This is a genomic window from Corynebacterium sp. HMSC055G02 (assembly GCF_001809065.1).
Classification (GTDB): Bacteria; Actinomycetota; Actinomycetes; order Mycobacteriales; family Mycobacteriaceae; genus Corynebacterium; species Corynebacterium jeikeium_D.
The window spans coordinates 180,350-201,519 of the sequence record NZ_KV795659.1; the positions used below are offsets into that span (position 1 = coordinate 180,350).

Consider the following 21,170-nt stretch of genomic DNA (forward strand, 5'->3'; position numbering starts at 1 on the left):
CCAGGAGTTGAAGTAGGACTATGGCCGCAATCATTATCGTCGGTGCCCAGTGGGGCGACGAGGGCAAGGGCAAAGCAACCGATATTCTCGGTGGCCGCGTCGACTACGTCGTCAAGCCCAACGGTGGCAATAACGCCGGCCACACCGTTGTCGTTGGCGGTGAGAAGTACGAGCTGAAGCTGCTTCCGGCGGGTGTACTGTCGGAAAACGCTGTGCCGATTATCGGTAACGGCTGTGTGGTCAACCTCGAGGCGCTTTTCGACGAGATTGATGGCCTCGAAGCTCGCGGTGCAAAGGCCTCCCGCCTGCGCGTTTCCGGCAATGCCCACATGGTTGCTCCGTACCACCAGACGCTGGACCGCGTGACCGAGCGCTTCCTGGGTAAGCGCGCTATCGGCACCACTGGCCGCGGTATCGGCCCGACGTATGCCGACAAGGTCGGCCGTACGGGCTTGCGTGTCCAGGACATTCTGGATGAGTCGATTCTGCGCCAGAAGATTGAGTCTTCGCTGGCTCAGAAGAACCAGATTCTGGTCAAGCTGTACAACCGCCGCGCTATCGACCCGGATGAAGTCTTTGATTACTTCATGGGCTTCGCCGATCGTCTGCGCCCGATGATTATCGACTCGGAGTTTGAGCTCAATCAGGCTTTGGATGCCGGCAAGCACGTCCTCATGGAGGGCGGCCAGGCCACCATGCTCGACGTCGACCACGGCACCTACCCGTTCGTGACCTCCTCGAACCCAACCGCTGGTGGTGCCTGCGTGGGCACCGGCATCGGCCCGACGAAGATCACTTCGGTGCTGGGCATCATGAAGGCCTACACCACCCGCGTCGGTGCTGGCCCGTTCCCGACGGAGCTGTTCGACAAGTGGGGCGAGTACCTGCAGACCACCGGCGGTGAGGTCGGAGTCAACACCGGCCGTAAGCGCCGCTGTGGTTGGTACGACTCGGTGCTGGCTCGCTACGCCGCGCGCGTCAACGGTTTCACGGATCTGTTCATCACCAAGCTGGATGTCCTGACTGGTATCGGCGAGATTCCGATTTGTGTCGCTTACGACGTTGATGGCGTGCGTCACGACGAAATGCCACTCACCCAGTCGGAGTTCCACCACGCTGTCCCGATTTACGAGACCATGCCTGCATGGGACGAAGACATCACTGGCTGCCGCACCTTCGATGAGCTGCCGGACAAGGCCAAGGATTACCTGAACCGCCTGGAGGAGCTCTCCGGCGCTCGCATTTCCTACATCGGTGTTGGCCCGGGTCGTGACCAGACCATCGTTGTCCACGATGTGCTGGACAACTAGCGCTGGGCAACTAGCGCTGGGTACTTAGCCTGGGGGGCAGTGGCGAACTAGCCGGAAAATAGTCCGGCTTTCGACCCGGCTTTATCGAACTGTTAGATAAAAAATCTTCGGTGTCGAAACTGCTGGCTGCTGTAAAAAAGAACATTTGCTAACCACGAGAAGGCTCTGGGAATTGTCAGTTGACACTGGCATCCCAGAGTCATTTTTGTATCGTAGGCCTCACCGCGTGGTCCAACGACAGAAGGCGTGTGGTTTTCATGCAAAACACAGGACACCGAGTACAACGACTGGCAAGTTCCGCCGTACTTTCCGGCGCGATGGTTTTCTCCGCAGTAGGTGGAGCCGTTGCAGCTCCCGCGGCTCAGGCGGAACCGGCCCCAGTGCCGGCACCGGCTCCGGCGAAGGCAGATAGCTGTACCCCGAACCCGGCAGCACCTGAAATCCAGGAGGCCCTGGATAAGGTCAACAGGGAGCGTCCGAACAACCATGATGGGTGGAAGTACACTGGCACCTCCAACTTCAGCCCGTGTAGCGATTTGAGCTTTGCTCTCGCAGATCAGGCCAAGCAGGGCAACGCTCAGTCCTCCACTGTGCTGTTGATGTTCCACAAGGGTGAGTTCATTGGTACGGACTCTGACCGGCCTCAGCACATCAACAAGGTGACGCCGACCCCTGATGGTAAGAACATCTCGGTCATCTACCACGACTGGGAGGCCCAGGAGGCCGCAGGTGCGCCGAACGCTGATGCGGCCAAGTTCACCTCTAATGTTCACTTCTTCTGGAACGGAGATCACGTCGTCCACGAGGGCAAGATTCCCGGCGGCGCGACACCCGCTTCCTAAGGACTCCCGAGAATTTTCGAGAGCTTTCGAAAATTCTTGGACACTCCCGGGGTCTCTTGAGTTTTCCCAAGTAAACTCAATTCAGAGTCGGACATGAGAAAGTAATGCTCCGTCGTAGCGCAGTGCTTGAGAAAACTTGAGAGAACAGAAGAGGTTCCAGCCATGAGTGGTCATTCAGTTCGTCGCGGGTCGATGCTGGTTAGCGCGGCGGTCGCAGGTGTAGTGGCTTTGTCCGGTTGCTCCACTGATGAGACCGCAGCACCGACCTCTGCTTCTCAGGTAGATCAAGAAACGACGACCATCACTACGACCACCACTGTCGAGGATGACAGTGAAAGTGCAGATACCCCCAATCCGGATGTCGATGACAACGACTCCGATGGGGGTTCTTCTGCGCCAACCCAGGAAGAGGCTTTCGAAGAAGCGGTTGCCGACCTGAACTCAATGGAAGGTGGCAATGGCAGCGGTTGGACAGTCACGGACGATACGAACTGGGATACCACCAGCGAGTTGACCTTTGCCTCAGCAGTACAGAATGAAATTACGCATTCAACTACCGCTGGTGCAGTGCTGCTGTTTCATAAGGGCGAGTACGTGGGTACCGCCGGTGGTCCGCAGACAATCAACTCGGTCGAGGGCGATGGCAAAACTGTGACCGTCAATTTCTTCGATGTCAATAAAATGATCGAAGACGGCGGTGCCTTCGCCTTTAAAGACCAGTACAACGCTCCCGTTACGTACTCCTGGGATGGGTCAGAGGTCGCTCAAGAAGGCGAGATTCCAAAAGCAGAGGGAAATTAAACGCTCACCCCGCACTCTCTCCAGATGCGAGTGCTGTCAGGCCGTTTTAAAGTAGTGGCGCGCCACACAGTTTTCATCTAGATTTCTGTGTTCCGTAAACCTCCGACGGTAGTTTGTCGACACTGTGTTGTCGGTACTGCGCCGTCGCTATGAAGTCGCTAATACTACGCCCAAAGAGGAAAATCACCGGCCATGTCTTCTCGCAACTCATCTGACTCCATGTTTGACGAACGGACCAAGCAGAGCGAGCAGCCTCAGAATTCACGCGTCCACGGCACGCGCCGCGCAATCGCGGCCATCGCTATGGGCGCGTTTGCTATTTCTCCTATTGCAGCCTGCAGCAATGATGCAGACAACGACGCGGCATCGTCGTCAAGCAGTGCAAGCGCGGTCAGCACTACGTCGAGCGAAGAGAAGACCTTTGAAAAGCAGCAGGTTGCTGAGCTGAATGCGGCCGCGAATGTGCGGCCGGCTGCGATGGCTAAGCTGCCGGAGGGTTTTGATCTGCAGTCGCACCGTGGTGGTCGCGGTGAGTGGACGGAGGAGTCCAAGCAGGCGATGATCAACTCGTTGGAGCTGGGCGTTACGACGTTGGAGCTGGACATCGTCCTGACGAAGGATGGCGTGCCTATGGTCTGGCACGATCCGGAGATCCAAGACGATAAGTGCTCGGACACCGAGCCAGTGACGGAGGGGGATCCGCAGTACCCGTACGTCGGCAAGCTCGTGCATGATCTCACCTATGAGCAGGTACAAACCCTGGTCTGTGACAAGAAGCTCGAGGACTTTCCGGATGCGGAGCCAATCAAGGGCAATAGGATGATGACCCTGCCGGAGCTGTTCGAGCTGACTAAGGACAACCAGGACATCCACTTCAACATTGAGACCAAGATTGAGGGCGAAAAGCGCGCTGACTCGGCAGAACCGCAGGAGTTCGTCGATGTGATTCTCGACGAGATTGACCGCGCGGGTGTGGCTAATCGTGTGATGATTCAGTCCTTCGATTGGCGCTCGCTGCCGCTGGTCGCGGAACGGAACCCGGAGATTCCGCTGGTCATGCTGTGGGACGAGACCACCTGGAAGAAGGATTCTCCTTGGATTGGCGATGTCAATTACGACGAGGTCAATGGCGACATCATCGAGGCCGCCAAGCAGCTCGGCGTGCAGGTGCTCTCGCCGACGCACAGCATTCCTTACGGCAAGACACCGTCAGATGCTGACTACCACCCGGTCGCCACGCCGGAGCTAATCTCCCGTGCGCATGAGGCCGGCATGAAGGTGGTGCCGTGGACCGTAAATGAAAAGGAGACCATGCGCGAGCAAATTGCCGCTGGTGTCGACGGCATCATCACCGACTACCCGACGCGACTGCGCGAGGTCTTGGCCGAGCTGAAAATGCCGCTGCCGGAGTCCGCTCCGGTGGGTGATGCAGCGATGTCGACGAACTAGTAAACCCGGCCAGCACCAGCGGAAACTCGTCTGTATCCCTGTTTTGCCCATGTTTAGCTCTGCGGGCCGAGCATGTTTCGTGTCACACTTGACCTTATGACGCGTTTGAAAGTGCTTGCCGACGTTGACACGGGTATCGATGACAGTCTTGCTCTCGTCTACCTCGCGGGGTTGCATACCGCAGGCGAGATCGAGCTGGTGGGTGTGACCTGCGCAGGTGGTAACACCACTGCGGCATGGTCCGCTCGCAACACCAAGTACATGTTGAATCTCTGCGGTTGTCCGGAGGTTCCGGTTGTCAGCGGTTTCGAGGGGCCCGCTGACCGTGAACTGACCACCACGCCTGAGACTCATGGCCCGTACGGGCTGGGCTACAACCTGGCACCACCGGCCGTCATCTACGAACCGGGGCGCTCAGGAGCGGCGGATCCGCTGGCGCTGTGGCGACGAGTCATCGAGCAGGCACGGTCGACGGGGGAGAAGGTGCACCTGCTGGTCACTGGCCCTATGACCACCTACGTGGCCGCTTTGAAGAAATACCCAGAACTCATGCGGGAGCTCGACGGCGTGACCATTATGGGCGGTGCTGTGGACTACCACGGTAACGTCACCGAGTTTGCGGAATGGAACTTCTGGGTCGACCCCACCGCGGTCACCGAGGTGTTCGGCACCGCAGGTGCTGTGGCCGTCGAGCGCCCGGAGGATGCCGTGCGCAGCATCGCCACCGCCGCAGGCGCGCCGGTGCCGACGCTGGTTCCGCTCAATGTCACCGAGACCATCACCATTAGTGATACTGAGATTGAATCCTGGCGAGATGCCGGTATGAACTCGGAGCTGCTGCGTGTTCTGCGCCGCTCGCTGAAGTTCTACTTTGAGTTCCACCAGGGAGTTGGAGTCGGTTACAAGGCGCAGGTTCATGACCTCTTCGCTGCGATGGTGGCCGTCGGTGCGGTGACAGGGGAAGTGGAGAAGATGCGTCTCGTGGGCGTCGATAAGCGAACCTTTGCAGCTGAGCCAGCACGCCGCGGCCAGGTGGTGGAGGATTCAGCCGGAGCGGTGGCGAATGTTGTCCTGGCCGCTGACCGTGAGGTGGCGCTGGCTGAGTTCCAGCGGGTGTTCCCGCGCTAGGTTCCCGCCCGTGCCCGCCGCGGTGAATCAGCTCGCTGTCGTATGCTGGAGGCAATCAATTTAACAGCTGCTGGTTGCGCAGCGTATGTGCCGTAGACGAAAGCGAATTTATCTCGATGTTCACCCCTGAAGCCACCGGAACCCCGTACCAGCCGGGAGCAACGCGAGTTCTGCTGCTCGGCTCTGGCGAGCTCGGCAAGGAGGTGACCATTGCTTTCCAGCGTCTTGGCGTTGAGGTGCACGCTGCCGATCGCTACGAGCATGCACCGGCACACCAGGTAGCTCACCACGCCTACGTGTTGAATATGTCGGACCCTAGCGCACTGCGGGACCTGATTCTCCAGGTCAAGCCACACTTCATCGTCCCTGAGATTGAGGCTCTGGCAACCGAGGTGCTGGCAGAGGTCGAGGAAGATGAGACGCTGGACGTCACCGTTATTCCGACCGCACGGGCGACTCAGCTGACCATGAACCGAGAAGGTATTCGCCGCCTGGCTGCGGAAGAGGTGGGACTGCCGACTTCCCGCTATCACTTCGCCTCCAGCTTTGATGAGTTCACCGCAGCTGTTGATGAGATTGGCTTCCCATGCGTGGTCAAGCCGGTCATGAGTTCCTCGGGCAAGGGACAGTCCACGCTGCGTTCGCCGGAGGATGTCCAGGCCGCGTGGGATTACGCCATGAGTGGCGGTCGCGTTGAGTCCGGTCGCGTCATCGTGGAGGGCTTCGTTGATTTCGACTATGAGATCACGCTGCTGACCGTGCGCTCCGTTGATCCGGAGACTGGCGAGGGGGCAACGTGGTTCTGTGAGCCCATCGGCCACCGTCAGCAGGATGGTGACTACGTTGAGTCCTGGCAGCCGGCAGCCATGAGCGAAAACGCCCTGGACAATGCGCGCTCTGTCGCCGCGCGCATCACCAACGCGCTGGGCGGTCGCGGTATCTTCGGCGTCGAGCTGTTTGTCCGCGGCGATGAAGTGTGGTTCTCCGAGGTCAGCCCGCGCCCGCATGACACCGGCATGGTCACCATGGGTACGCAGCGTTTCTCCGAGTTCGAGCTGCACGCGCGCGCAGTGCTGGGGCTGCCTATCGACGTCACGCTGGTGTCCCCGGGAGCTTCCGCTGTAGTCTACGGCGGTGCTGACATCGAGCAGCCGGGCTACACCGGCCTAGCTGAGGCCATGGCTATTCCGGAGACAGACATTCGTATCTTTGGTAAGCCGTTTGCCGGTCCGCGTCGCCGCATGGGTGTTGCTGTTTCGACCGCAGATTCTGTCGACGCTGCTCGTGAGCGTGCATCGGAGGCGGCATCAAAGATTAAGGTCGTCGAACTGGGGTAGTTCGACGACCTAGTGTGCGCTGCTGGTGTTGCTTGGGAAAGGAACGCTGCAGCGCACTTTTTTGTGCCCGCTGTGGTGCGTAAGCTACTTGATCTACTTGGACTTCTGTACCGGTGGCTCGGCCGACCAGGGGAAGACGATCCAGTCATCGGTGTGCTTCCAGACGTAGTCCGGTGCAATCTCCGAGCGGGACTTGCCGTAGAGCACAGCGGAACGGACTTCAGCGCCGTGCTTCTTGAGTAGGTCGAGCACCAGATGCAGCGTGCGACCGGAGTCAGCCACATCGTCGACGACCAGCAGGCGGCGGTTGGAAATCGATTCGATGTCCAGCAGCGGCTCCAGCAGAACCGGATCCGGCAGGGTCTCCGCCACGTCGGTGTAGAACTCGACGTTGATGGCGTCAGAGAGCTTGACGCCCATGGTGTAGCTGAGTGCGCCTGCTGGCAGCAGGCCACCGCGGGCCACGGCGATAATAATCTCCGGGTCGAAGTCCGAGTCGACAATCTGCTGTGCCAGTTCACGGGAGGCGACGCCGAAGCCTTCCCAGGTCAGAACTTCCTTGACGTCCAGGTTGGATGAGTCTGCATGATAAGCCATGTATTAACTCTAATCCGAAAATCGACTGACGTGCATAATCAACTGTCCGGTTAGACCCGATGCGCTAGCTCGCGACGGTCTCCACAACAGCTTCGTGCACAGCTTCGGCCACGTCATCGGCATCTGGCTGCTTTGCGACGACCGTGGAGGCCGTAACCATGTCAGCCCACTCGACCAGCTTCTTGCGCTCGCGGCCTTCGGCTTCGCCCGCGGCACGCTCGGCGGCGTCGAGTGCGTGCCAGCCCTCCCAGGTGGTGACCTGGAGGCCCTTGTCGGCCAGGAACTCGTCGACGTCGTTATGCGTGGGCTTTGCAGGTGCGGCCAGGCGACCTGCCTCCCAGTCGGCGATGAGGTTGCCGACAGCTTCGTTGGCATCGCCCTTGGTGTTACCGATTAGGCCGACCGGGCCACGGCGAATCCAGCCGGTGGTGTACAGGCCCTGGATGTGGTTGCCGTCGATGTCGTCAAGCACGCGGCCGCCGGCATCTGGGATGGTGTGCGTGCCGGTATCGAACGGTACGCCGGTGACTGCGTCGGAGCGGTAGCCGACTGCGCGGTAGACCGCACCGACCGGCCATTCGGTGAACTTGCCGGTGCCGCGGACGCCACCCTCGCCGTCGAGTTCGGTGCGTTCGGTGCGGATAGCGCTGACGTGCTGTACCCCATCTTCACCGGTCTCGCCGATGATTTCGACCGGGGACTCGAAGAAGTGGATGAAGAGCTTGTGCGGGGCGCCCTTTGGCTCGCGGATGGCGTAGTTTTCCAGAATCGTACAGACCTGATCGGTGATCTTGGACTCGCGACGGGACGTTTCGGAGGCGGCATCGTACTGGATGTCCTCCGGATTCACGACAACCTCAATGGTGTCAGAGTGGTCCAGTTCCTTCAGCTCCAGTGGAGTGAACTTTGCCTGAGCCGGACCGCGACGGCCAAAGACATGGACTTCGCGGGCGGCATTCTTTGCCAGGCCGTCGTAGACGTTGTCGGCGATTTCGGTGACGTGCAGCTCATCGGCAGTCTTGGCGAGAATACGGGCGACGTCGAGGCCCACGTTACCGACGCCGATCACAGCGACCGACTCAGCAGAGAGGTCCCATTCGCGAGCAAACTCCGGGTGGGAGTCGTAGAAACCTACGAACTCACCGGCGCCGTAGTGCTCCGGCAGGTCCGAGCCCGGGATGTTCAGATCACGGTCGCCGGTCGCGCCAGTGGCGAAGATGATGGCGTCGTAGAACTGGCGCAGTTCATCAACGCTGACCTGCTTGCCGACGTCCACGTTGCCCAGTAGTCGAACCTGCGGCTTGTCCAGCACTCGGTGGAGGGACTTAATGATGCCCTTGATGCGCGGGTGGTCTGGCGCAACACCGTAGCGGATGAGGCCGAACGGCACTGGAAGGCGCTCGTAGAGGTCGATGGCGACATCGCGGCCGGACTTCATCAGCGCGTCGGAGGCGTAGATACCGGCCGGACCCGAGCCAACCACGGCTACACGCAGCGGCGTGGTGGAGTTGGCGAGATCGGGCAGTGAGGAAGCGGCCGTGTTCTGGGCTGCAGTCTGGTCGTTGGTCATTGGGTGGAATCCTTTTTCTACGTTTTCTTTGTCGCGATTGCTTATCGTAGACCAATCGGTCTATGCTTGCTGAAACAGAATATAGACAAACTGGTCTACAAAAAGCAAACACAAAACACCGCAAGAATCACTGCTTTGGCTTGAGAGGGTTTTGCTGCGCATCGCTTCTGCTGAATGAGCTCTGAAAGGGGCTCGGCGTGCGGGCATCGTGGCAACGGCAGGCTCTGGTTGGGTAAGCGGGGAAGGGCTTGTCATGGAAAAACTCATAGTCTTCGTGCTAATCGGCCTTGGCGCGCAATTAGTCGACGGCACTCTGGGGATGGCTTTCGGTGTCACCGCTACTTCGCTGTTTATTGTCGCTGGTAGTAGTGCTGCCACTGCGTCGGCGGTGGTCCACGTAGCAGAGGTGGGTACGACACTGGCCTCCGGTATTTCACACTGGCGATTCGGCAATGTCGACTGGCGACGCGCGCTGAGTCTTGGCGTGCCGGGTGCTATCGGTGCCTTTATTGGTGCGACCTTTTTGGCGAATCTCGACGGTGATGCTGCGACGCCTGTGACCTCGACAATCTTGCTTTTCCTCGGTCTGTGGGTGATTATCCGCTTCGCCTTTTTGGCCAGTGTTAAGCGCAAGAAGAAGGCCTGGGGGGCGAAGAAGCTCGCTCCGCTGGGGCTCTTTGGTGGCCTGCTTGATTCCACGGGAGGTGGTGGTTGGGGGCCTGTTACCACCTCAACTTTGCTCGGCGCTGAGGCTGACCAGCCGCGCAAGATTATCGGTACTGTCTCTGCGGCGGAATTTCTCGTTGCCTCGGCGGCTGTACTGGGCTTTTTGCCCAAGCTGCGGGAGGAATTTACCCAGCATGCCGCACCGGTAATTGGTTTGTTGTGCGGTGGTGTGATTGCGGCACCCTTGGCTGCGTACCTGGTGGGGCGCATTAATCCGCGGCTGCTTGGGATTGCGATCGGCGGCGTGTTGGTGGGGCTGAATATTCGCACTCTGTTTTTGTCGCTGGTTTCTGGTGGCGTGCTGGCAACGGTTCTGCTCGTGTGGGCTTTTGTTGTCGTCGCGCTGGTGCTGTGGGCGCGTTCGCACGACACTCTTCCGGGGCTGCGTCAGCGGATCCAACTTGAGCCGACTTCTCAGTCTCCCTCGGCTGATGTGTCTAGTTCTGGATCTCCATCACCCGCTTCGGTTGATGTCGGGGCCGAGGATGCTTCTGAAGGTGTCAAAGTGGGTGCGAAAAACGGTGTCCGCGTGGGCGAAGCGGGGGTCCGCTAGGTATCCGAGCGTGTCCCGGCTTGCACTAGCCAGACTGGTCGGTCTAATGTTGCCTGCAATGCAACGTAGACCAAACGGTCTATAAAGATTAGAAACTAATTCGGTCAACGAGAACAAAACGAAAGTGATTCGGTAGATTCCCCATGAGCTCTCCTACGAAAACCGCCGAGCGTCCAGCTTCCGCAGCGGCTACCCGACGTAAGAAGCGCGCACCGAAGCCACAGGGGCAGTGGCTTATCGACGGCCGCGAGCCACTTAACGACGACGAGCGCATTAAGAAAGAAGATGCTGGCATCGCCGTTAAGCAGCGTGTTATCGACATCTACTCCAAGCAGGGGTTTGACTCCATCCCCGCGGAGGACCTAGCGCCTCGCTTTAAGTGGATTGGCCTCTACACCCAGCGCAAGCAGGGGCTTAGCGGTGAGCACACCGGTGTGAAGACCAACGCCGAGCTGCAGGACAAGTACTTTATGCTCCGCGTCCGCCTCGACGGTGGCCAGACCACCACCGAGGGCATTCGCACCATCGGCGAGATTTCCCGCGACTTCGCCCGCGACACTGCGGACTTCTCCGACCGCCAGAACGTCCAGCTGCACTGGATTCGCGTCGAAGATATGCCGGAGATCTGGGAGCGCCTTGAGCGAGTTGGTCTCGACACCAACTTTGGCTGCGGCGACGTTCCCCGCGTTATTCTAGGCAGCCCGGTTGCCGGTGTTGCGGCCGATGAAATTGTCGACGGCACCAACGCCATCCGCCGCATCAAGGAGGAGTACCTCTCCGGCGACGAGTTCTCCAACCTACCGCGTAAGTTTAAGTCGGCAGTTTCCGGTTCCCCGCGTCTCGATGTCACCCACGAGGTCCAGGACGTTGCCTTCGTCGGTGTCAATCATCCAGAGCACGGCCCCGGTTTCGACGTTTGGGTCGGTGGTGGTCTCTCCACCAACCCGATGCTCGCCCAGCGTCTCGGCGCCTGGATCCCAGAGGACGAGGTTCCCGAGGTATGGGCGGGCGTGTGCCGCATCTTCCGGGACTACGGCTACCGTCGCCTGCGCAATCGTGCGCGTCTGAAGTTCCTCGTTGCCGAATGGGGCGCGGAGAAGTTCCGCCAGGTACTCGAAGACGACTACCTCAACCGCAAGCTTATCGACGGCCCCGCACCCGAACCTTTCGAGGGCGACCGTGACCACATCGGCGTGCACAAGCAGGCCGACGGTCTCAACTACGTCGGTGTTAAGCCCGCTGTTGGCCGTGTTCCGGGCTCTGACCTGGTCAAACTCGCCGACATCGCCGAGCGCCACGGTGTTTCCCGCGTCCGCACCACCGTGATGAAGGAGCTCATTCTCCTCGACGTCACCGACGACCAGGTCGACTCCCTGCTCGCAGAACTCGACGAAATTGGCCTGTCTGCCAAGCCCTCAGCTTTCCGACGGGGCATCCTGGCCTGCACCGGCCTAGAGTTCTGCAAGCTCGCACTTGTCACCACGCGCCAGCGCGCAATTGATTTGGTGGGCGACTTGGAGGAACGCCTCGGTGACCTCGACGTCCCAATCACCATTGCGCTCAATGGCTGCCCGAATGCCTGCGCCCGCACGCAGATTGCCGACATCGGACTCAAGGGGCAGATTGTCACCGACGACGAGGGCAACCGTGTCGAGGGTTTCCAGGTTCACCTCGGTGGTTCGCTGGGGCTCGATGCCAACTTCGGCCGCAAGGTTCGCGGACACAAGGTCACCTCGGCAGAACTGGGTGACTACATCGAGCGCGTCGTCAATCACTTCAAGGAACAGCGCCACGAGGGTGAACAGTTCCGCGAGTGGATTGTCCGCGCTGATGAGGAGGACCTGAAGTGAGTGAATCTCCCAATGGGGTTCGGTCGCAGGGGCCGTCGTCAAGCGAAAAAGACGAGACGCCAGCGCGACTGGGAATCGGTGGCCGAAGCGCACACCCCAATCCGAACCGGGGTGCGGTGATGCATTGCCCTTACTGCGGCGGTGATGATCTGTGGCCCGACCTGGAAACCGATTACGCCTGGCAATGCCGCGAATGCTGCCGGGTATTCACAGTGAAACTGCACGGACATATCGATAGAAAGGTGGCGTCATGAGCACGGGACTGAAAACCGCTGAGGTCATTAAGACTCAGGAGGCGCTCGCGCGTGAAGACGCGCTGGACAACCCGGAAACTGCTCGCCGTCTGATTGAGCTCGCACTGGAGTGGGGCTCCAAGCTGGAGACCGCCACTGCTGGGGAAGTATTGGAATGGGGTGCGGAGCACCTGCACACGCCACTGGCTGTGACCCTGTCGATGCAGGACACAGTGTTGGCGGAACTGGCTGCTCGGCACGCGCCGGAGGCAGATCTGATTTTCCTGGATACCGGTTACCACTTCCCGGAGACCCTCGACGTGGCAGAGCAGGTCGCACAGCGTTACGACAACCGACTGCTGTCGATTGAGCCGAAGCGCACCCGCGCCGAGCAGGACGCCGAAGAGGGCGTTGATCTGTACAAGACCGACCCGACGCGTTGCTGCGCATTGCGGAAGGTCGAGCCGCTGTCTGCCGTGAAGCGCCCCTACGAGGGCTGGGTCACAGGTCTGAAGCGCGTCGACGCGCCGACCCGCGCACACACGCCGGTACTGGAGATCGACAAGACTGGTCGCATCAAGCTCAACCCGTTGGCCACCTGGACAGATGAGGATGTTGCCCAGTACATCGAGGACAACGACCTCATTGTGCATCCGCTGACGCAACAGGGGTTCCCGTCGATTGGCTGCGCGACATGCACCGCGCGAGTGGCAGAGGGCGCGGATCCGCGCTCGGGTCGCTGGGCGGGCTCCGAGAAGACTGAGTGCGGATTGCACCTCTAGTTCGAGCGGCTAGCAGACAGCTACTTGCCGCCAGCCACTAGCCGCCCGCCGATAACCGATATCAGCTAAAACAGAGCAGTTACAACAGCCAACACAGCCCCAACAGAAAGAACCCCCATGACTAGCTCAACCACCGTTTCCGTACAAAACCGCCTCGACCCGCGGCTTGCCGAGCTGGAAGCCGAGGCCATCGACATTATTCGCCAGACCGCCGGTCAGTTCGAGCGTCCGGCACTACTTTTCTCCGGCGGAAAGGATTCCGTCGTCGTGCTCGAGCTGGCCAAGCGCGCCTTCGCACCGGCGGGTATCCCGCTGGAGCTGCTCCACGTCGACACCGGCCACAACTTCCCCGAAGTTATTGAATTCCGCGACAAGATTGCCGCTCAGCCGGGCATCAAGCTGCACGTAGCCAAGGTCCAAGACTGGATCGACAGCGGCGTGCTCACCGAGCGTGCCGACGGCACCCGCAACCCCTTGCAGACCGTGCCGCTGGTGGAGACCATTGCCAACCGCGGTTACGATGCCGTTCTCGGTGGCGCCCGCCGCGATGAGGAGAAGGCCCGCGCAAAGGAGCGCGTGTTCTCCGTCCGCGACTCCTTCGGCGGTTGGGATCCACGCCGTCAGCGCCCTGAGCTGTGGGGCCTCTACAACGGTCGCCACGCCGCCGGAGAGAACGTTCGCGTTTTCCCGATCTCGAACTGGACCGAGGCCGACGTCTGGGCCTATATCGAAGCCCGTGACATCGAACTGCCTCCCATCTACTTCGCCCACGAGCGTGAGGTGTTCAACCGCGGCGGCATGTGGTTGGCACCGGGCGAGTGGGGTGGCCCCCGCGACGGCGAGACCCTCGAGGTTCGCACTGTCCGCTACCGCACTGTCGGTGACATGAGCTGCACCGGCGCTGTCGAATCGACTGCCACCACTATTGCGGAGGTCATGGAGGAACTTCGCACATCCAAGCTCACCGAGCGCGGCGCTACCCGCGCAGATGACAAGTTGTCCGAATCCTCCATGGAAGACCGTAAGAAGGAAGGTTACTTCTGATGAGCCAGCCAAATTCCCCAGCTACCCTGATTTCCGCTGACCGCGCCACTCGCGCTCGTCGCACTCTTCGCCTGTGCACCGCTGGCTCCGTCGACGACGGTAAGTCCACCTTCGTCGGTCGCCTGCTGCACGACACGAAGAATATCCTCGCTGACCAGTACGAGGCCGTCGTCGCCTCCTCACAGGCGCGCGGTCAGGAAAACCCGGACCTGTCGCTGCTGGTCGACGGTCTGCGGGCCGAGCGTGAGCAGGGCATCACCATCGATGTCGCCTACCGCTACTTCGCCACCGACGTCCGCTCCTTCATCCTCGCCGACTGCCCAGGTCACGAGCAGTACACCCGAAACACCGTCACCGGTATGTCCACCGCCGAGGCCGTCGTTTTGCTTATCGACGCGCGCAACGGCGTCGTGACGCAGACCAAGCGTCACGCAACGGTGGCCGGTCTGCTGGGCGTTCGCCACGTGATTTTCGCAGTCAACAAGATTGACCTACTGGACTACAGCGAAGAGGCCTTCCGCGCCATTGAGTCGGATGTGGCAGCACTAGCAGAGCGCCTGGGTCTGCAGAACACCTTCGTTGTTCCAGTGTCGGCTCTGGTCGGCGACAACATTGTCGATTCTTCTGAGCACACTCCGTGGTACGAGGGGCCGACCGTGCTGGAGCTGCTGGAAAACCTCAACATCGGTGCCGACCTGGAAACCGATGCCGAGGCTGACCTGCGCCTGCCCATCGACTATGTCATTCGCGATCACGCCACTGAATACCGTGGTTACGCCGGCCGTATCGCCGCAGGTAGCGTGCGTGTGGGCGATGTTGTCTCCGTAGACGCCAACCGTCAGGCTACGGTCACGAAGATCACCGTGGCAGCTGAGGATGTCACTGAGGCCGTGGCCGGCCAGTCGGTGGCCATCAGCCTGGATGCCGAGTTCGACCTCGCCCGTGGCGACCTCATCAGTGGCACGCGCCCGGAAGACGTGCGCCGTTTCTCCGCCGTGGCCGTCCACCTTGCAGACAAGCCGTTGGCAGTCGGTCGCGTCGTAGAGGTGCGCTATGGTGCCGCACTGGTGCGTGGTCGTATCGCTTCCGTCGATGCGCTCATCGATATCGAAACCGGTGAGCCCACCGGTGTGGCTGATCAGCTTGCAGTCAACGACGTCGCGGAGATCACCGTCGAGGTCGCACAGCCGCTGCCGGTCGATGCCTACCGCGTCGGTGGCCGTGTCGGTGCATTCCTGCTCATCGAGCCGGGCACCGGTGACACCCTCACCGCAGGCCTCGTGCGTGGCGCTGCCCAGTAGAGCCGCCAGGTAGAGAAACCAGAAAGCACAGCTAGCGAGCCTGAGGAGACCATCGATGACCGCACTGATTCTGCTTGCGCACGGTTCTCGGCACTCAGAGACCAAACCGGTGCTCGAAGACGTGGTCGCGCTCGTGCGCGAGAAGATGCCGCTCACCCGCCTGGATGCGCCCTCTCAGATTCGCCTCGCCTGGCTGGACCTCGACGAGCCCTCGCTGGATACCGTATGTGCCGAGCTCGCCGCTGCCGGCGAGACTCAGGCACTGGCTGTACCGCTGCTGTTCACCGATGCGTTCCACTCGCGAGTCGACGTTCCCGAGCAGGTTCGACTCTGCGATCGGCATGGTGTTGACATCACAGTGGCTGAAGGTCTCGGGCTTGGCGACGGCACGAAGCGCGCCGTCGTAAAGCGAATCATCGAAGCGGCGGAGAATGCATCTTTTTCCTGGCCGGTCGATGCGCTGGTGATGGGGGTCGGCTCCTCTGATGAGGATGCCAATGCGGCGGTGCACCAGTTTGCGGAAAATCTTGGCGGGATGCTGCCGGGACATGTGAGTGCGGCATTCGTGGTCGGGCCTGAGAAAATCAAGGGAGCCGATGCTGTGGCCGCGGCACAGGAGCGTGCGGCCAAGCGCGGTCGCGGACTCGTAGTGGTGCCGCTGTTTACCGCGCCGGGCCTATTGTGGGATCGAGTCATCGAGGCGGGCGCTGCCGACGGTGCTGGTCAGGTGGCTTTTGGTGAGCCATTGGCCGAGCTGTTGGCGCCGATTGTGTGCTGCCGCTGGGACTCGCGCGCCGCGTACACGGACGTGAAGGTAGTGGCGTAGCCGACGCTTTTTATCCGTCCTAGTTACTCGCCGTTACTCGCCCTTGGAGTGGGTGACCATCTCATCCCACTCGACATACTTCTTGCGTTCGCGGCCCTCGGCCTCGCCAGCGGCGCGTTCCGCAGCATCGAGCTTGTGCCAGCCCTCCCAGTCCAGGTAGTCGATGCCTTTGGACTCCAGCAGCTCGTTGATAGCGGACAACTCCGGCTTCGACGGGTTGAATTTCTTGCCCTCTGCGGCATCGGCCAGCAGATTGGCCACGGCCTCGTTGGCATCGCCCTTGGTATTACCAATCAGGCCGACCGGTCCGCGGCGAACCCAACCGGTGGTGTAGAGGCCAGTGATGGCCTCGGCTGCTTCATCCTCGGTGTTGTCGGATTCGATGACTCGACCACCGACGTTGGAAATGACATTCTTCACGTTGTCGAACGGGATACCCGGCAGCGCATCAGAGCGGTAGCCCACGGCGGAGTAGACAGCGCCGACCTTCCAGTCGGTGGTCTCTCCGGTCGGCCGCAGCCCGCCAGCACCGTCGTATTCCATGCGCTGAGTGCGCAAGCCTGTCACATGCTGCTGGCCGTCGGTACCCTCCTCGCTGAGGATTTCCACTGGCGACTCGAAGAAGTGAATGTAGAGCTTGTGCGGTGCGTTCTTCGGCTCACGGATGGCGTAGTTCTCCAGGATGGTGCAGACCTGGTCGGTAATCTTGGAGTTGCGACGCATAATCTCGGATGCGGAGTCGTAATCAATATCGCGCGGATCGACAACGACCTCGACGTTCGGTGAGTAGTCGAGCTCCTTGAGCTCCAGCGGGGTGAACTTGGCCTGTGCCGGGCCGCGGCGGCCGAAGACGTGGACTTCCTTGGCCTTATTTGTCTTCAGAACCTCGTAGACATTGTCCGGGATTTCTGTGACGTGCAGTTCCTCACCGGTCTTCGCCAGGATTCGGGAGACATCCAGCGCGACGTTGCCGACTCCGACGACGGCCACGGACTCCGCCGAGAGATCCCAGGTGCGCTCAAAGAGTGGATTGCCGTCGTAGAAGCCCACGAATTCACCAGCACCAAAGTGCTCCGGCAGATCCGCACCCGGCGTTGGCAGCGCGCGGTCGCCGACGGCACCGGTGGCGAAGATGACGGCGTCGTAATGCTCCTTTAATTCGTCGAGCGTGATGTCCTTGCCGAACTCAACGTTGGAAAACAGGCGCAGCTCCGGCTTTTCCATCACACGGTGTAAGGCCATAATGATGCCCTTGATACGTGGGTGGTCGGGGGCGACGCCGTAGCGGATTAGACCGAATGGAGCCGGCATCTTTTCAAACAGATCGACTTCCACGTCAGTACTGGATTTCATCAGTGCATCGGAAGCATAAACACCGGCCGGGCCAGAGCCAATTACGGCAACGCGGAGCGGGCGATTCATGAAGTGTGTCCTTCTTTCTCTAATGCTTTACGACGGTCACGAGGCCGCGGCATAAGTAGCTGCCAGCGGTGACCTCGTGGGGAAAGGAGTTATTGGTGAGCTATCGGTTTATTCGACATTCCCAATGGTAGCGCCCCCAATCGTAGCGATAACTTACGAAAAATCGAGAGGTGAGCATCACATCATCGGTGAGATGCTTTTGAAGGCATACAAAACTAAATGTGACCTTAGTCACGTCTAATGTGGGAATTTGGGCTAGTTCACTAGAAAAACCGCATAAAAGCCGCGATTATGCGGGAAAATTGTTGGAATCTGTGGGGAAAAGTGTGGCTACCAGGGGTAACCAAAGAGGTTTGAGTCCGCCGTGAGATGTAAGGTGACTCACAATAAGATGAAAATAATGATTTGGGACTCAGCGGGATTAGATTCAGCAGGATTAGAAGCTCAGCATGGTCTTGAGCCTCCGGCAGTCCAACGGCTCGAGCCAAGTCAACGTTTAAATAAGTCAACGATTAAGCGCAGTGCGAGAAAGGAACGTCGGTGAGCGATAAGAACGCCCAAGCGTCCACCAACAACTCCGCAGTCCTGATTACTTCAGTGGACCGCGCAGACAATCTGCAAGATGTCATTACGGCATTGTCTGAGGCACTGGGTGGGGCACGTTGCCTCCACACTGTCGGTGGGGCGCACGGCGCCACCGTGGATCAGGTTGTTGTGGATCCGGAATCCGCGCTTGACACCATCGTCAGTGCTGTTGAGGCTGATCGCGCTGCTAACGAGGGGGCGGCTGTTCTGACCGGCTCCGGCAACCTCGATTTTGACTTCCGCATTGCCACCGTCGCCGGCGCCGGTGTCATCGTTGTCGCTGGTGGCGAGGGCTGCCACACAGAGGCCGCAAAGGCTCGCGTTCGTTTGGCTCTCAGCAGTGCAGCTCAGCGTCACAGCGAGGTACTCGCAGTTGTCCTTACAGGGGAGGAGGCAGCTGAGGCTGCTAAGACTCTCGAGCTCGACGTTCCCGTTGTTGCCGTTGACGATGCTGAGGGGCTGCGCAAGGTCGTAAGCCGCGAGGTCACCGCAGTGATGACTCCACAGCGTTTCCAGTGGTGGCTATTGCAGCGCGCCAAGGCTGATAAACGCCACATTGTGCTGCCAGAGGGGGACGATGACCGCATTCTTGAAGCCGCTGATTACCTCCTGCGCGAGGACATCTGTGAGCTCACTATCCTCGGCGACCCGGATGCGATGAAGGCACGCGCCGCCGAACTGGGTTTTGACATCGACGCTGCCCATCTCTGGAACCCGCAGACCTCCGAATATGTTGAGCAGTTCGCGGAACAGTTCGCAGAGATGCGCAAGGCCAAGGGGGTCACGCTGGAGCAGGCCCGTGAGACGATGCAGGACATCTCCTACTTTGCGACGATGATGATTCACAACGGGCTTGTCGACGGCATGGTTTCCGGTGCAGCCCACACGACTGCTCACACCATCCGTCCATCCCTGCAGATTATTAAGACCAAGCCGTCGGCATCCACGGTGTCGTCGCTATTCCTCATGGTTATGGATAACTCGCTGTGGGGTTTTGCGGACTGCGCGGTGCTGCCGAAGCCGGCTCCGGAGCAGCTGGGTGAAATCGCGGTAGTATCCGCTGAAACTGCAGCTTCCTTCGGTATCGATGCTCGTGTCGCCATGCTGAGCTACTCCACTGGTGCGTCCGGCACCGGTGAGGATGTTGACCGTGTGAAGGCTGGTCTGGCCAAGGCCAAGGAGCTGTCTCCTGACCTCGCTGTCGACGGTCCACTGCAATTCGATGCCGCTATTGACCCGTCTGTGGCAGCGAAGAAGATGCCGGATTCCTCCGTTGCGGGTAAGGCAACTGTTTTCGTGTTCCCGGATTTGGACGCCGGTAACATCGGTTACAAGATTGCCCAGCGCTGTGGTGGTGCATTGGCAATCGGCCCGATTCTGCAGGGCTTGAACAAGCCGGTCAACGACCTTTCCCGTGGCGCCACGGTGCCGGACATCATCAACACGGTTGCAATTACCGCTATTCAGGCTGGAGGAAACTAATTATTATGTCCCGTCACGTACTTGTTTTGAACTCCGGTTCCTCCTCTATCAAGTTTCAGCTGGTAGATCCGGAGAAGGACTCAACGCAGCCGCCGTATGTCTCCGGTCTGGTGGAGCGCATTGGTGAAGAAGACGGCATTATTAATCTGAAGTTCTCCGGACAGAAGATTGAAATCACTGAGCCGATCGCTGACCACGCCAGTGGTCTTGACCGCGCGTTCGAGCTGATGGATGAGCACGGTGTTGGTCCGGAGTCGGTGGATATTGCGGCCGTCGGTCACCGCGTCGTTCACGGTGGTCGCCTGTTCTCTGGACCGGAGCTGATTACCGACGAAATCGTCGGCATGATCCGCGACCTTATTCCGCTGGCGCCGCTGCACAACCCGGCCAATATCGTAGGCATCGAGGAGTCTCGCAAGCTGCTTTCGGACGTGCCTCACGTCGCCGTCTTCGACACTGGTTTCTTCCACACCATGCCGCCAGCTGCTGCTCTGTACCCGCTCAACGCAGAGGTCGCATCGAAGTTTGATATCCGTCGTTACGGCTTCCACGGCACCTCGCATGAGTTTGTTTCCAAGCAGGTGCCGGACCTTCTGAATAAGCCGGCAGAGGAAATCAACCAGATTACGCTGCACCTGGGTAATGGTGCGTCGTGTGCGGCTATCCGAGGTGGCCAGGCGGTGGATACCTCGATGGGGCTGACCCCGCTGGCTGGTCTGATGATGGGCACTCGTACCGGTGACATTGACCCGGGCGTCATCTTCCACCTCTACCGCAACGGCATGAGCATCGACGAGATCGACAATCTGTGCAACCGCCAGTCCGGTCTGAAGGGTGTCTCTGGTGTCAATGACTTCCGGGTTCTGCAGGAGCGCATGGATGACCACGACCCGGATGCTTGGGCTGCATACCAGATGTATGTCCACCAGCTGCGCCGCTACATTGGTTCTTACATGCTGATTCTCGGCCGCCTCGATGCCATCACCTTCACCGCAGGTGTCGGTGAGAACCATGTCGGTATTCGCCGTGATTCGATGGCTGAGCTTGAGAACTTCGGTATCAAGATTGATGACGAGCTCAACTCCCAGCCGAATGACGGCCCGCGTCTGATTTCGGCGGAGGACTCGAAGGTCAAGGTCTTCGTGGTACCGACCAATGAGGAACTGGCCATTGCTCGCTACGCAATGAGCTTCGTGGAGTAGGTTTTGAGGCAGGGGCACTGACGAGTAGGCAGGGGCTCCTGTAACCCTCCGTAATCGACGGCTGCTAGATGCCCCATCTGTTGAATCGGCAGCTGTAACTCAACAAAAATGAGCTCGCTCCCACTGCCTT

General features: G+C 59.9%; 17 protein-coding genes. 14 read left to right on the forward strand and 3 right to left on the reverse strand.

Annotated features, from left to right (window positions below):
- Nucleotides 1-20: 20 nt before the first annotated feature.
- The 6 genes from HMPREF2547_RS07225 (at nucleotide 21) to purT (ending at nucleotide 6,867) form a co-directional block, all read left to right on the forward strand.
- The gene (locus HMPREF2547_RS07225; protein WP_016421542.1) at nucleotides 21-1,310 is read left to right on the forward strand and encodes an adenylosuccinate synthase; all 1,290 of its coding nucleotides are present in this window, start codon (nucleotides 21-23) and stop codon (nucleotides 1,308-1,310) included.
- Between the two features lie 257 nt (nucleotides 1,311-1,567).
- On the forward strand, nucleotides 1,568-2,152 hold the full coding sequence (locus tag HMPREF2547_RS07230) for an LppP/LprE family lipoprotein (RefSeq protein ID WP_069358963.1): 585 nt from the start codon (nucleotides 1,568-1,570) through the stop codon (nucleotides 2,150-2,152).
- Nucleotides 2,153-2,314: 162 nt separating this feature from the next.
- Nucleotides 2,315-2,953, forward strand: coding sequence for an LppP/LprE family lipoprotein (locus tag HMPREF2547_RS07235; RefSeq protein WP_048734507.1), 639 nt, complete (start codon nucleotides 2,315-2,317; stop codon nucleotides 2,951-2,953).
- Between the two features lie 192 nt (nucleotides 2,954-3,145).
- The gene (locus HMPREF2547_RS07240) at nucleotides 3,146-4,402 is read left to right on the forward strand and encodes a glycerophosphodiester phosphodiesterase family protein (RefSeq protein ID WP_069358962.1); all 1,257 of its coding nucleotides are present in this window, start codon (nucleotides 3,146-3,148) and stop codon (nucleotides 4,400-4,402) included.
- Nucleotides 4,403-4,498: 96 nt separating this feature from the next.
- Nucleotides 4,499-5,530: a nucleoside hydrolase gene (locus HMPREF2547_RS07245; protein WP_070439045.1), complete on the forward strand. Its 1,032-nt coding sequence runs from the start codon at nucleotides 4,499-4,501 to the stop codon at nucleotides 5,528-5,530.
- Nucleotides 5,531-5,646: 116 nt separating this feature from the next.
- Nucleotides 5,647-6,867, forward strand: a complete 1,221-nt coding sequence (gene purT / locus HMPREF2547_RS07250; protein ID WP_070439007.1) for a formate-dependent phosphoribosylglycinamide formyltransferase — start codon at nucleotides 5,647-5,649, stop codon at nucleotides 6,865-6,867.
- Nucleotides 6,868-6,960: 93 nt separating this feature from the next.
- Here the strand turns inward: purT and HMPREF2547_RS07255 are convergent, their stop codons facing one another.
- Nucleotides 6,961-7,464, reverse strand: a complete 504-nt coding sequence (locus HMPREF2547_RS07255) for a phosphoribosyltransferase (protein ID WP_048734520.1) — start codon at nucleotides 7,462-7,464, stop codon at nucleotides 6,961-6,963.
- A gap of 64 nt (nucleotides 7,465-7,528) precedes the next feature.
- Complete coding sequence (locus tag HMPREF2547_RS07260; RefSeq protein ID WP_069358961.1) at nucleotides 7,529-9,034, reverse strand: FAD-dependent oxidoreductase; 1,506 nt, start codon at nucleotides 9,032-9,034, stop codon at nucleotides 7,529-7,531.
- Nucleotides 9,035-9,287: 253 nt separating this feature from the next.
- Here HMPREF2547_RS07260 and HMPREF2547_RS07265 point away from each other — a divergent pair, with 253 nt between their 5' ends.
- The 6 genes from HMPREF2547_RS07265 (at nucleotide 9,288) to HMPREF2547_RS07290 (ending at nucleotide 16,349) form a co-directional block, all read left to right on the forward strand.
- A complete protein-coding gene (locus HMPREF2547_RS07265) occupies nucleotides 9,288-10,313 on the forward strand; it encodes a sulfite exporter TauE/SafE family protein (RefSeq protein ID WP_069358960.1) in 1,026 nt (341 codons plus the stop codon).
- Nucleotides 10,314-10,456: 143 nt separating this feature from the next.
- Nucleotides 10,457-12,163 (forward strand): nitrite/sulfite reductase, encoded by a 1,707-nt coding sequence (locus HMPREF2547_RS07270; protein WP_069358959.1) that lies wholly within the window; start codon nucleotides 10,457-10,459, stop codon nucleotides 12,161-12,163.
- Nucleotides 12,164-12,413: 250 nt separating this feature from the next.
- A complete protein-coding gene (locus tag HMPREF2547_RS07275; RefSeq protein WP_048734528.1) occupies nucleotides 12,414-13,178 on the forward strand; it encodes a phosphoadenylyl-sulfate reductase in 765 nt (254 codons plus the stop codon).
- 117 nt (nucleotides 13,179-13,295) lie between these two features.
- Nucleotides 13,296-14,222 (forward strand): sulfate adenylyltransferase subunit CysD, encoded by a 927-nt coding sequence (cysD, locus tag HMPREF2547_RS07280; RefSeq protein ID WP_049189477.1) that lies wholly within the window; start codon nucleotides 13,296-13,298, stop codon nucleotides 14,220-14,222.
- Nucleotides 14,222-15,523: a sulfate adenylyltransferase subunit 1 gene (locus tag HMPREF2547_RS07285; protein WP_049189478.1), complete on the forward strand. Its 1,302-nt coding sequence runs from the start codon at nucleotides 14,222-14,224 to the stop codon at nucleotides 15,521-15,523. Before cysD ends, HMPREF2547_RS07285 begins: the two co-directional genes overlap by 1 nt.
- Before the next feature lie 55 nt (nucleotides 15,524-15,578).
- Nucleotides 15,579-16,349 (forward strand): sirohydrochlorin chelatase, encoded by a 771-nt coding sequence (locus HMPREF2547_RS07290; protein WP_069358958.1) that lies wholly within the window; start codon nucleotides 15,579-15,581, stop codon nucleotides 16,347-16,349.
- A gap of 33 nt (nucleotides 16,350-16,382) precedes the next feature.
- Here HMPREF2547_RS07290 and HMPREF2547_RS07295 read toward each other — a convergent pair whose 3' ends face one another.
- On the reverse strand, nucleotides 16,383-17,771 hold the full coding sequence (locus tag HMPREF2547_RS07295; RefSeq protein WP_069358957.1) for an FAD-dependent oxidoreductase: 1,389 nt from the start codon (nucleotides 17,769-17,771) through the stop codon (nucleotides 16,383-16,385).
- A gap of 741 nt (nucleotides 17,772-18,512) precedes the next feature.
- On the opposite strand from HMPREF2547_RS07295, the gene pta reads away from it, so the two are divergent.
- Both pta and HMPREF2547_RS07305 read left to right on the forward strand, forming a co-directional pair.
- On the forward strand, nucleotides 18,513-19,838 hold the full coding sequence (pta, locus tag HMPREF2547_RS07300) for a phosphate acetyltransferase (RefSeq protein WP_246819648.1): 1,326 nt from the start codon (nucleotides 18,513-18,515) through the stop codon (nucleotides 19,836-19,838).
- A 5-nt stretch (nucleotides 19,839-19,843) separates the two neighbouring features.
- Complete coding sequence (locus tag HMPREF2547_RS07305) at nucleotides 19,844-21,040, forward strand: acetate kinase (RefSeq protein ID WP_016421525.1); 1,197 nt, start codon at nucleotides 19,844-19,846, stop codon at nucleotides 21,038-21,040.
- Nucleotides 21,041-21,170: the final 130 nt, after the last annotated feature.

Bases quoted from the DNA above. Each gene is read 5' to 3' on its own strand.
- HMPREF2547_RS07225 (WP_016421542.1), top strand. From the start codon at position 21: ATGGCCGCAATCATTATCGTCGGTGCCCAGTGGGGCGACGAGGGCAAG.
- HMPREF2547_RS07230 (WP_069358963.1), top strand. From the start codon at position 1,568: ATGCAAAACACAGGACACCGAGTACAACGACTGGCAAGTTCCGCCGTA.
- HMPREF2547_RS07235 (WP_048734507.1), top strand. From the start codon at position 2,315: ATGAGTGGTCATTCAGTTCGTCGCGGGTCGATGCTGGTTAGCGCGGCG.
- HMPREF2547_RS07240 (WP_069358962.1), top strand. From the start codon at position 3,146: ATGTCTTCTCGCAACTCATCTGACTCCATGTTTGACGAACGGACCAAG.
- HMPREF2547_RS07245 (WP_070439045.1), top strand. From the start codon at position 4,499: ATGACGCGTTTGAAAGTGCTTGCCGACGTTGACACGGGTATCGATGAC.
- purT (WP_070439007.1), top strand. From the start codon at position 5,647: ATGTTCACCCCTGAAGCCACCGGAACCCCGTACCAGCCGGGAGCAACG.
- HMPREF2547_RS07255 (WP_048734520.1), bottom strand. From the start codon at position 7,464: ATGGCTTATCATGCAGACTCATCCAACCTGGACGTCAAGGAAGTTCTG.
- HMPREF2547_RS07260 (WP_069358961.1), bottom strand. From the start codon at position 9,034: ATGACCAACGACCAGACTGCAGCCCAGAACACGGCCGCTTCCTCACTG.
- HMPREF2547_RS07265 (WP_069358960.1), top strand. From the start codon at position 9,288: ATGGAAAAACTCATAGTCTTCGTGCTAATCGGCCTTGGCGCGCAATTA.
- HMPREF2547_RS07270 (WP_069358959.1), top strand. From the start codon at position 10,457: ATGAGCTCTCCTACGAAAACCGCCGAGCGTCCAGCTTCCGCAGCGGCT.
- HMPREF2547_RS07275 (WP_048734528.1), top strand. From the start codon at position 12,414: ATGAGCACGGGACTGAAAACCGCTGAGGTCATTAAGACTCAGGAGGCG.
- cysD (WP_049189477.1), top strand. From the start codon at position 13,296: ATGACTAGCTCAACCACCGTTTCCGTACAAAACCGCCTCGACCCGCGG.
- HMPREF2547_RS07285 (WP_049189478.1), top strand. From the start codon at position 14,222: ATGAGCCAGCCAAATTCCCCAGCTACCCTGATTTCCGCTGACCGCGCC.
- HMPREF2547_RS07290 (WP_069358958.1), top strand. From the start codon at position 15,579: ATGACCGCACTGATTCTGCTTGCGCACGGTTCTCGGCACTCAGAGACC.
- HMPREF2547_RS07295 (WP_069358957.1), bottom strand. From the start codon at position 17,771: ATGAATCGCCCGCTCCGCGTTGCCGTAATTGGCTCTGGCCCGGCCGGT.
- HMPREF2547_RS07305 (WP_016421525.1), top strand. From the start codon at position 19,844: ATGTCCCGTCACGTACTTGTTTTGAACTCCGGTTCCTCCTCTATCAAG.